We start from the raw sequence: 10,065 nt of genomic DNA, 5'->3' as shown, positions 1-10,065 counted from the left end.
AGGTTCTGCACACGGCATGGCGGCGGCACGAGCGCTGACGTTGAGACGTCAGCCGCCCAGGCCGCGCACCACCGCGTACAGGTCGAGCACCCAGCACAGCAACGGCACCAACGCCAGCACCAGCACGATCTCGCCCAGCTCCGCGTACCGTCCGAGGTAGGGGCTGGGCGTGCTGGTGCTGTGCCGCAACCCGAGCAGCACCACCACGAACACCATCCCGAGCAGCACCGGCCCCGCCACCAGCACGGGTGCAGCCAACGCGAGGCACGCCATCCCGGTGACCCCAGCGCCCAGCAACGCCATCCGCTGCCGCACCACCGGGTAAAGCCTGGCGCGCAACAGGAATCCCACCGCCAGCACTGCGACGAACACCGCTCCCGACAGCGTTCCGCTTGCCACCAAAAGGAACTGGCTCACGGCAGCGACCACAGCCACCGCCCCTACCAGCCCGGTCAGCACCGCGTCCGCACGCAGCACGGCCGCGTAGACCGCACCGCGCGGCGGCTGTGGCGTGTCGCGCATCAGCTCCGCTGTCCCGAGCGGCAACACCGGCATCGGCACCCGCCCCAGCCGCACCGACAGCGGAACGAGCATGGGGAGAAGGCGAGCCCGGCCGCCGCGACCACCGCCGCCGCGCCAACAGAACCCAGCGCGGAAAACGTCGCGAGCCATGCCCCGAGAGCGCCGAACAGCCCGGCCGCCGCGGCACCGGCGAACACCGCCGCCCGGTCGACCACCCCGAGCAGCCCGACCACCCCGGCGAGCAACAGTGCGGCACACGCCAAGAGCAGGTTCGGCGTCCCGAGCAGCAACCCACCGCCCACGAACGCGAACGGCAGCGCCACCGCGCCCAGCACCGCTCCGGCGCCGCCGTCACCACCGGCCCGCGCGAGCAGCACGGCCGCCACGGCCAGCAGTCCGGCCGCCGCCAGCACCCACGGCCCGATCCCGGCGCGCAGCAAGGAAACCAGGCACAGCAGCCCGGCCACCGCACCGCACGTGAGACTCGCGAACCGCGTGTGCTTCGGCGCCCACACGCTGCCGGTGCGGCCCGCCCCGGTGGCGATGGCGTCCACCACGTCGTCGTACTCGAGCTCGGGCCACTCCGCGCCGGCGGTCGTCAGGTGCAGCACCTCGCCGTCGCGGACCCGTTGTGCCCCCAGCGACTTCCCGGTTTCCAGCGCCGTGCCGTCCGCCCGGCGCAGCACCCACCCGCCGTCGCGGATCCCGTCGTCGGCCAGGTGCTCCCCGGCGTGGCGCAACACGGCGGGCAGCAGCTCGGCCAGCGGTGAGCGTTCCGGCAGGGCCAGGTCGACCCGGCGGTTCGGTGCCACGACGGTCAGTCGGGCCAGACCGGTGGTGTTCATGTCGTTCTCCAAGGACGAGAGACTTCGGCAGCCTCTACCTTGGGCCGAATCGACTGGTCAGACGTGGTGACGGCCGGTTCCGGTCAGATTTTGCACCTGGCGTCGCGTACCGCTTTCGGCGCGCTCTCGTAGACGCGCGTGCCGTCGGTGCCCTGCACCGAGAAGCAGTACTTGCGGGTCGGGTCCACCGGCACCTGCATCGTGCGGTTCTGGTAGGCGTGCACGGTCTTCGCCTGCTCGCCGTCCTCGGCGACGATCACCGCGAACTCCAGCCGTTCCGGGCTGGTCCAGGACAGTTCGACAGAAGTGACGTTGTCGACCGGGTCGGCCAGCTCCAGCAGCACCGACTTGGACGTCTTCGAAGACGGTGGCGGCGCGACCGTCGAGCCGGCCGTCGTGTTGAGCACCTGCGGATCGCTGCGCAGCAGGAAAACCCCGAGCCCCACCACGACGAGCAACCCGGCCACGCCACCGAGCACGGGCCACGCCGGATGCCGCCGCGCCGCCCTGCCGGGCGCGGACACGAACACCGGCGCACCGCTGGGCACCGGCTGCCGCAGCGGAGTCTCGTCGTCGAAGTCCGCGAAGTCGTCGAAGTCGTGCGCGGTGACCTGACCCTGTCCCGGCAGCCTGGCGGCGAGCCGTTCCAGCCATCCCGCGACGTCGCCCATGCTGCCGGGACGGATCGCGGGATTCTTGGCGAGCAACGCCTTCACGAGCTCGGCGACCTCGTCGGGAAGATCGCTCCGGTCCGGCCGTGGCACCGGCGAACCGAGGATGCGCAGCTTGCGGTCGTCCGGGTGCTCACCGAGCCGCGCCGGGTGCGGCGACAACCCGGTCAACGCGAGGTAGAGCACCGCACCGAGCCCGTAGAGGTCGGCGCGCTCGTCCACCGCGCCGTGCTCCAGCACCTCCGGCGCGAGGAAGTCGACGCCTTCACCCTGGTCGTGCGGGAACGCCCGCCGCAGCGTGAGACCGAAGTCGGCGAGCACCGGGTCACCCGACGGCCGGAACAGCACATTGCCCGGCGTGACGCCACCATGCACGATGCCCAGCTCGTGCGCTGCCGCGAGGGCACCGGCGAGCGTCTTGCCGATCGTGAGCACCTCGGCGATCGACAGCGGCCCTTCCTGCTCCACCAGATCCGCCAGCGACTGCGTGCACAGCTCCATCCGCAGCGCCGTGTGCTCACCCAGCTCCGTCAGCCCGTCCGCGACGAGCACGGCCGCCCGCTCCCGCAACGGCGCGAGGCGCGCGAGCTCCCGCTCGACCTCGGCCCGCGTGCGGCGCGGCAGCTTGGCGCGGAACACCTTGAGCGCGACGGCTTCCCCCGTGCCCGCGAGGATGCCCGCGTAGACGGTCGCCGCCGGCCCGGTACCGCGCGGTACCAGGTCGCTGAAGCCGTGATCAGTTCCCATCGCGGGCTCCATCGTAGTGGCCGCGCTCAGGGGGTGATCACCGCGGCGTACCCCGCTCGCACATCACCCTCGGACGGGCTCACGTACCTGTTCGCGGGCGCGTCGCCGAAGATGTAGAACGAGCTCGGGCAGCTCGTACCGCTGATCTCCACCCTGGTGTCCGCCACGAGCTTGCCGGTCCGCAGTTCGTAGGCCTTGACCGGGATGGCGATCTTGCGGAACGTCACGCTGCTGACCCGGCCCGTGCGGTCGGACCGGTACGGGCAGGTCTGCGTCGGCGCCCCGAACGTGGTCTGCTCCGTGCACAGCACCAGCACGGCCTCGCCGATCTCGCCGGTGAGCCAGTCACCGGGCAGCCTGTCCAGGTGCTCCCGGTTGCCGAAGACCACCGCCCGGTTGACCGCACCCCGCCGGAACTCCGGCGCACCGCTGTAGGCGGCAGGCTGGGCGCAGTAAGCGCCGTGCAGGTTGCGGACGTGTGCCAGCTCGGCCGCGAGCCTGGCCTTCGTGGCACCCTCCCGCGCCTTGCCGGTCAGTTCGTGGCCGGGGTACTCGTCGAGCAGCTGCTGGTACCGCTGCTGGGCGTTCTTGAAGTGCTCGCGCGCCATCTCTTCGTCGGCACACCCGACAAGTGCCGGAGGCGCGACCCGCGACACCACGTTCGCCGCCCGGTCTAGCTCGTTGCCGGTGGACTTGCGGGCCTTCAGCCAGTCAGTGAGCCCGCTGGTGCGGCAGTTGTCGTCGGTGGGCAGACGATTGACGAACCGGTCGAGCGCTGTCTTGACCATCTGCTCGTGGCCGGGCAGCTCCGTCAGCACCGCGTCGAGGCCGCGGAAGCCACTCGCCAGCGCGTCCGTGGTGCCCTTGGCCCACGCGTCGTCGAGCTTGCCCGACGCCTGCCGGATCTGCCGGCACGCGTCGACGGTCCGGTCGGTGCGCCCGGTCATCGGCGCATCGATCACCCGGTGCCCGAACCACACCTTCCCGAGCTCGGTCTCCGCCCGCGCGCAGTCACCCTGCTGCCGGGCTTCGTCGACGTTCCCTTCGAGCCGCACGGCGTCGAACCGCACCAGCCCGACGACGAGCAGCACCGGAACCGTGACCGCGAACGCGATCCGCCGCTGCCTTCTTGCCACCTCACCGGCTTTCCCGCCGCCGAGGTACCAGCCGTGCCAGATCATGGCCGCCCACCACGCCAGCACCGCCACCTCGAACCACACCGACGGCACGGCGACAACGAAGGTCACGAGCACGATGGTCACGAGCAGGGTCAAGAAGGCCACCAGCCGCCGCCCGAGCAACAGGTACCCGATGCTGAGCAGGGACGCGTTGCCGACGGCTGCCGCCACCGCGTCACGGGACCTGACCACCGGCGCGGGCACGAAGGTCGGCGGGTTCGGCGACCAAGTCCGCTTCGGGCAGGACGACGACCTGCGGATCCTCGACCCACAGGTTCTCTGGTGACATCGGCTGATCCATGGCGGCCCTCCCTCGCGGACACGACCATGGTTTCGCCCGGCCGGACCCGTGATCCACACCGTGACCGGTTGCTGCCACCGCCCGCGAGGAAGCTTTGCGTTTGCGCCCAACCCTCCCGCCCACCACAGTGCACGTCACGAATGAGGTGCTGCGGCACAGGATCGACACGACGATCGCCCACTACGACATCAACGGCAACGGGGTCATCGAGCCAGCGGACCTCTACGCCCTCGCGTCCATTTTGGAGCGATCGCCAAGCGCGCCCGTTATCGCTGCTGAATACGCCAGATCACCCGGAGGGTATGTGCTGTTGCCGCTTGCGCGGCCAGCCCAATCCAAGGCGAGGACCAAGATCGAAGCAGTCGGGAACGTCTTCCTCGGCCTCAACGACGCGGGAGGCCGTGTCAGGCGAACACCTGACAAAAGAGGGCGGCCGGGCGGTTTAACGTCATCCTCGTAAACGGACTGGAGGTTCCAGGACGAAGGGGGTCTGATCGTGACCACCCCTGTGGTGGTCACGATCAGAGGATTTGTGCGAGCTGCGCGCCTTTTCCTTGGGGTCACTGTCCACCGGTTACAGAGTTGGGGTTGCACATGTCCAGAATCGGGCGATTTCTCGCCTCGTCCATGACGACCGCCGTGGTGGCAGGAACGGCAATGGCCGGCCTGCTCGTCGCGCCCGCCCAGGCCGCGGGGACGACCGCGTCGGACCCGGCCGCCACCGCTTCCTCCAGCGGCGGGGACTGCAAGGAGAAGAAGACGGTCGGAAACGCGAGGAACAGGGGAGACATCTTCCACTCCCACGCCAAGACCGCCGACTGGGACCATGATCACGTCGGCATGTACTACACGACGAAGACGATCGTGGAGGCGCCTGGCGTGGGCTCCAAGAGCAAGTCCGTCACGGCGTCCACGCTCAAGAAGTGTGGCCCCATCGTCAAGATGTACGTCAAGGCCAAGCAGTCCAGCCGCGACAAGGCAGCCGACTACGCCTACAAGCATTTCCGCGGCAAGTCGTACGATCTGAACTTCGCGGGGAACAAGGCCAGCAACACCGATTATCTGAATTGCTCCGAGCTGGTGTGGAAGGCCTACAAGTACGCCGTGGACATCGAACTGGACAAGAACGGCGGACCAGGCGTCTACCCCGACGACATCCGGGACGACGGTAGCACCGTGACTTACCAGACCATCAGGTAACGGCATCCAGTGGGCGGTGCGGCCTGCCGAGTGCAGGTCGTATCGTCCGCCGTTGGAAAGGACTCGTCTCGGTGCACCTGCTCCGACTCATCGCGCTTGCCGCCGGCGCAGTTCTGGCCGTGGCGGCCTGCACTTCGCCGGACGGCGGAGCCGCGGTTGACATCGTCAACCCCGAGGTGGCGACGCTCGGCGAAACCGTCGTCGCGTTCTACCTCAGCCCGGACACCTCCGTCGAGAACCAGACGACAGAGCGGCCGGCCTATCTGGTCCTGGTGCGGGCGGACGGCAGTAAACGGCTGATCGAGACCAGGGGCATGACTGAGCCGCACATCGCGTGGTCGGGCGCCGGGCTGTTCTTCAGCGACGACACACGCGACTACATCCTCGGCAAGGACGGTCTGGCCCGCTTCGAGAACAAGAAGGAAGGGCATCAGCACTCAGCCTTCGCGCTGCCTGACGACAAGGGTTTCGTCGCGGTCTACAACGAAGGCTTCTCCCAGTCGGGCTACACCAACCAGGTAGCCGTCACCACCTCGACCGGTTCCCAGCTCCACCGGGTCGAAGGCAACTACTTCATGAACGCGCTGTGCGACGGTGTCCTCAACGGCATCGCCACGGACGTGGGAGCTCATCTCGCGGATTCGGCCGAGACTCCCGGCATGCGCTCGAAGGTCGATCCCGGTGCACAGCCGGAACTGCTTTCCCAGCTCTACCCGGCAACCGGAGGACGCGAAAAGGTCCTCGCCTGGCGAGGAGTCTTCGACGCGGGAGACCACAACCGTCACGTGCCGTGCCACGACGGTGTCATCACGTTCCTCTCCGACTACGCCGACGCCGACGGCAAGCCCCACATGACCATCGTGTCGTGGAACACCGGCAACGGCGAGTACACCGAACAGCCCCTCGCCGACGTCCGGGGACGCCCCATCGCCCAGGAACTGATCGACCCCGAGACGTTCTCCCAGAAGTCCTACGACGCACGGGCGGTCCGAGGTGGTCACCTCGAATGGCTCGCCGCCGATGGCAGGATCATGAGCACCGAAATCAGCTCCGGGCTCACCAAGCCGCGGTTCGACACGAGCTTCGTCTCGGGCAGCAATTCCTCCAGCCAGGCGATTTTCACGGACCGGTCGATACACCTGATCCAGGAGACGTTCGACGGAAAGACCCCCATCAGGATCAAGAAGTTCGACCGCGCCACCGGAGACCTGGTGACCGAGATCGCCGTGCCCGGGTTGGCGAAACAGCTCGGCATCGAGCTCAACGTGCGAGGCGCGGCCGTTCCGCCCACCGCCTGACCGCCCGGCCGGCGTGCCGGGCAACGCCTCACCGCACGGTCTCGTTCAGCTCGGCCAGCGTGATGACGCCGTCGTCCAGTGCTCGGGTGATGAGCTCGCTCTTGGTGCCCGCGGCACGTCCGACGCTCGCGTACTTCACCCGAACCCTGGCGATGTAGGTGTCGACGGTCTTCGCGGTGATGTGGAGCTTCGCGGCGACGAGTTCTTTGGAGGAGGAGGCGAACCACGCCCGCAACACCTCGGTCTCGCGCGGCGACAGGCGCGGCCGGTCCGGGGTGTCGTCCGCGGCGAGCGCGCCGGACAGCGACGGTGCGGTGTAGCCACGGCCCTCGGCGGCGGCCCTGACCGCGGGGACGAGGTGCTCAGGGCCTTCGCGCTTGGTCAGATACGCCAACGCGCCGAGGTCGATGCACTTGATCGCCGTGGCGTTGTCGGCGTGTTGCGAGTACACGACCACGCGCCGTCCGCTGTCGACGAGCCTGCGCAGCTCACCGAAGTCCGGTTTGCCCGGCACCAGTTCCAGGTCGAAGATCACCACGTCGGCGTCGGCGCCCTGGCCGGTCCACACGCTGGCGAGGCGGTCGCCCGCGTCGAGCAGACCGATCGGCGGATCGGCCTGCTCGCACCAGTAACGCACGCCCGCCGCGATCGCCGCGTGGTCGTCCACTATCACGGCCGTGATCAACTCGGTTGCCACTGGGCCTCCATCCACACCGTTCCGCCGCTGCCGAAAATTTCAATCCGCACGTCCGGTGTGGCCGGCGACGGCACCGCGTGTTCGGCGCAGTCCGCGACCACGCTGACCGACACCGCATCGGCGCTGCCGACCACGGTGACCCGCGCCCACGAGCCCGCCGTCGCGAGCGCGGTGAGCGCGGCGTCGGTCAGGTCCCGCCGGACGGCCACCGGCGGCGTCGGCCACTGGCCACGCGCGTCCAGCTCGACCTCGACCCCCTTGCGGTCCGCAACATCCGCGCAGTGACGCAGCTCGTGCAGCAACGGGTTGCCGACCATGTCCGTTTCGGCGAACAGCCGACGCATCCGGGCCGCCTCGATGGCGCAACTGCGTTGCACCACCGGATCCGACGGCTCGAGCGACCCGTCGGCGAGGCCGGTCAGCAGCGGCACGGCCGTGCCGCTCAACTCGGCGAACCGCTGGGTACGGCGTCGATGCGCGGCCGACGCGGCAGCCTCCGCGGTTCGTGCCAGTTCGAGCTCACGGGCGGCCCTGGCCGCCTCGGCGGCGATCCCGCCCAGCACGGCCGCCACCACGGCCATGAGCAGCGGCAACGCGAACACCGTCACCGACCCCGTGGTGAACCGCACCAGCGCCGCCCGGTTCACCTCGTGGAACACCAGCAGGTTTGCCAGCGCGAGCAGTTCGTGCGTCACCAGGAACGCCAGAAAAATCCTAAAAGGACGATCGAGCAGAACCACGGCCCCGGCCCAGTTCGCCGCTCCGAACAACCAGTCCACAGTGGTCGACGTCATGCCGTCCGGCAAGGTCAGGTAGGACAGCGCGGACGCGCCGAGGACCACGGCGATGGCAAGCCGGCGCCCGTCGCGCCAAAGTCGCCGCCGCACGACCAGCACCGCCTCGGTGGCCAGCACCGCGGTCAGTGCCGCGAAGGCAGCGAACTGGGCCGCCGTGTGGTCGTGGAATTCCAGGCCGTGCACCAGGTGGATCAGGCCGAGCACGTCCACCGTCAGCACGGCGAGGATCAGGGTGGCGATCCGCAGACCGCGCTGCAGCTGCGCCTTCGTCTCGTCGTCACTCATCGGACCGCCACTCCAGCCGCACCATCGTGCCGACCCCCTCGGCCGAGATGATCGTGGCCGTGCCGCCGACCCGTTCCATCCGGCCGTGCACGGACTCACGAAGCCCACGCCGGGCGGTCGACGCGCCCTCGGTGACCGCGAACCCCTTGCCGTCGTCGGAGATCTCGACACGCAGTGCGCTCGGGTCACCGTGCAGCCGAATCCGCGCCCGGTCCGTCCCGGCGTGACGGCGCACGTTGTTGAGGACTTCACCGACCGCACCGCTGATCGCGCCCGCCACGTCGAACGGCAACGGCAACGTGCGCGGCGCGTCGAGCTCGACGATCAGATGGCCGGCATCGAGACCGACGCGCAGCAGGTCGACGAGATCGGCCTGGTCCGGCCTGCGTCCACCGGCGGAGGAACGCAACCGGGCCAGATCGCGCCGGGCCTGCGGGGCCAGCCAGCTCGCCCCCGCCGGCACCTGCCCGGTGCCGACCATCAGCAACGTGGTGGCCGCCGTGTCGTGCAAAGAGTTCGCGAGTTCACGCTCCTCGGCACGCACGGCCGCCACCACAGCGGCCTCGCGGCGTGCCTGTTCGGCTTCGGCACCCATGCGGTCGGCTCGTTCCGCCGCGCGGACGACGACCGTCCAGGCCGCCCTGGACATGACCGCCATCACCAGCACCCACATCAGCGATGAGGTCGGGCTCTGTCCGGCCATGTCGAAGATGACGAGCATCGAGCCGCCCGTCCCCAGCGCCGCGATGATGCCGGGCAGCGGCGCGGTGTACCACTGCCAGGTCACGCACGCGAACGTGATCAGCAACCGGAGCCACGCGGTGTTGCCGTCCTGTACCCCGCCGGTCCAGCAGGAACTCAGGCACAACCCCAGCAACACAGCCACATCAAGCGCGACCGGCACCGTGGTGGTCCGCCACAGCCATCCCTGCGCACACGTCCAGATCACAGCGACGGCAACGGTCAGCGCCGTGACCGCAAGCTTGCCCGCCGAGGCCTGCAGCAGGGCGACCGCCCCGATGGGCGGCAGGGTCGCGACGCGGACGGCGACGGCATAACGGCGGCCGAACCCGTCCAGCAACCGCACAGCTTCGCCAGCCATCCGCCCCCCACCGATCTCAGCCCGGCATACGCCGCGCCAAAACGTTACCGGTCAAGATGCGGCTGAGGCTGGCAGTTGCGAGCAAGCGACGAGGAACTCGCCGGCACGACCCTCGAACTCGATCCTGTGTCGAACCCGGCGCCGGAGTTCTTCGGCGGCTGTCGGCCGTGGCCGATTCGTGTGGACCGACGCCCGCGTCGAGCGCTGGCGCGAGACGGGGGAGATTCCTGGCAAGGTGGGTCCATTGTGGACGGATATCTGTGTCCACAACGGACCTTCTGGGCCCCTTCTGGGCCCCCGGACGTCGGGAGGTAACGAGACCTAACGGGTGCTGACCAGCCAAAACATGCCGATGGGGCCGCCTCCGGAAGATGTCCCGAAAACGGCCCCATCGTGACCCGTCAGGCCTGGTCGGCCCACCA

The 10,065-nt window shown here is 69.3% G+C and carries 10 protein-coding genes; 3 read left to right on the top strand and 7 right to left on the bottom strand.

Going from position 1 to position 10,065, the window contains the following annotated elements; genetic code table 11:
• Positions 1-48: 48 nt before the first annotated feature.
• From UK23_RS54750 to UK23_RS46375, 4 genes are all read right to left on the bottom strand, one after another.
• The gene (locus UK23_RS54750; RefSeq protein WP_269112348.1) at positions 49-594 is read right to left on the bottom strand and encodes a hypothetical protein; all 546 of its coding nucleotides are present in this window, start codon (positions 592-594) and stop codon (positions 49-51) included.
• On the bottom strand, positions 522-1,367 hold the full coding sequence (gene eccD, locus UK23_RS54745; RefSeq protein WP_269112347.1) for a type VII secretion integral membrane protein EccD: 846 nt from the start codon (positions 1,365-1,367) through the stop codon (positions 522-524). The genes UK23_RS54750 and eccD overlap by 73 nt, the downstream gene beginning before the upstream one ends.
• Positions 1,368-1,450: 83 nt before the next feature.
• Positions 1,451-2,785 (bottom strand): serine/threonine-protein kinase, encoded by a 1,335-nt coding sequence (locus tag UK23_RS46380; RefSeq protein ID WP_045318245.1) that lies wholly within the window; start codon positions 2,783-2,785, stop codon positions 1,451-1,453.
• Positions 2,786-2,811: 26 nt separating this feature from the next.
• Entirely contained in the window at positions 2,812-4,032 is a 1,221-nt protein-coding gene (locus UK23_RS46375) for a hypothetical protein (protein ID WP_156213886.1), read from the bottom strand.
• 7 nt (positions 4,033-4,039) lie between these two features.
• Here UK23_RS46375 and UK23_RS52395 point away from each other — a divergent pair, with 7 nt between their 5' ends.
• The 3 genes from UK23_RS52395 (at position 4,040) to UK23_RS46365 (ending at position 6,762) form a co-directional block, all read left to right on the top strand.
• Positions 4,040-4,249: a hypothetical protein gene (locus UK23_RS52395; protein WP_156213885.1), complete on the top strand. Its 210-nt coding sequence runs from the start codon at positions 4,040-4,042 to the stop codon at positions 4,247-4,249.
• A 609-nt stretch (positions 4,250-4,858) separates the two neighbouring features.
• Positions 4,859-5,464 (top strand): YiiX/YebB-like N1pC/P60 family cysteine hydrolase, encoded by a 606-nt coding sequence (locus tag UK23_RS46370; protein ID WP_082115532.1) that lies wholly within the window; start codon positions 4,859-4,861, stop codon positions 5,462-5,464.
• 71 nt (positions 5,465-5,535) lie between these two features.
• Positions 5,536-6,762 carry a hypothetical protein gene (locus UK23_RS46365; protein WP_045318244.1) on the top strand — a complete coding sequence of 409 codons (1,227 nt, stop codon included), beginning with the start codon at positions 5,536-5,538 and terminating at the stop codon, positions 6,760-6,762.
• 28 nt (positions 6,763-6,790) lie between these two features.
• On the opposite strand, the gene UK23_RS46360 is transcribed toward UK23_RS46365, so the two are convergent.
• From UK23_RS46360 to UK23_RS49590, 3 genes are read right to left on the bottom strand one after another with little or no spacing between them, the layout of a single operon-like run.
• Positions 6,791-7,459 (bottom strand): response regulator, encoded by a 669-nt coding sequence (locus tag UK23_RS46360; RefSeq protein ID WP_045318243.1) that lies wholly within the window; start codon positions 7,457-7,459, stop codon positions 6,791-6,793.
• On the bottom strand, positions 7,444-8,541 hold the full coding sequence (locus UK23_RS49595) for a hypothetical protein (protein ID WP_052685655.1): 1,098 nt from the start codon (positions 8,539-8,541) through the stop codon (positions 7,444-7,446). Before UK23_RS49595 ends, UK23_RS46360 begins: the two co-directional genes overlap by 16 nt.
• A complete protein-coding gene (locus UK23_RS49590) occupies positions 8,534-9,643 on the bottom strand; it encodes a sensor histidine kinase (RefSeq protein WP_052685654.1) in 1,110 nt (369 codons plus the stop codon). The genes UK23_RS49595 and UK23_RS49590 overlap by 8 nt, the downstream gene beginning before the upstream one ends.
• Between the last annotated feature and the right edge of the window lie 422 nt (positions 9,644-10,065).

The organism is Lentzea aerocolonigenes, from assembly GCF_000955955.1.
Taxonomy (GTDB): domain Bacteria; phylum Actinomycetota; class Actinomycetes; order Mycobacteriales; family Pseudonocardiaceae; genus Lentzea; species Lentzea aerocolonigenes_A.
Note: the sequence above shows the minus strand (reverse complement) of the source record. Positions and strands in the feature narration are given on the sequence as shown.

Bases quoted from the DNA above. Each gene is read 5' to 3' on its own strand.
- UK23_RS54750 (WP_269112348.1), bottom strand. From the start codon at position 594: ATGCTCGTTCCGCTGTCGGTGCGGCTGGGGCGGGTGCCGATGCCGGTG.
- eccD (WP_269112347.1), bottom strand. From the start codon at position 1,367: ATGAACACCACCGGTCTGGCCCGACTGACCGTCGTGGCACCGAACCGC.
- UK23_RS46380 (WP_045318245.1), bottom strand. From the start codon at position 2,785: ATGGGAACTGATCACGGCTTCAGCGACCTGGTACCGCGCGGTACCGGG.
- UK23_RS52395 (WP_156213885.1), top strand. From the start codon at position 4,040: ATGGTCACGAGCAGGGTCAAGAAGGCCACCAGCCGCCGCCCGAGCAAC.
- UK23_RS46370 (WP_082115532.1), top strand. From the start codon at position 4,859: ATGTCCAGAATCGGGCGATTTCTCGCCTCGTCCATGACGACCGCCGTG.
- UK23_RS49595 (WP_052685655.1), bottom strand. From the start codon at position 8,541: ATGAGTGACGACGAGACGAAGGCGCAGCTGCAGCGCGGTCTGCGGATC.
- UK23_RS49590 (WP_052685654.1), bottom strand. From the start codon at position 9,643: ATGGCTGGCGAAGCTGTGCGGTTGCTGGACGGGTTCGGCCGCCGTTAT.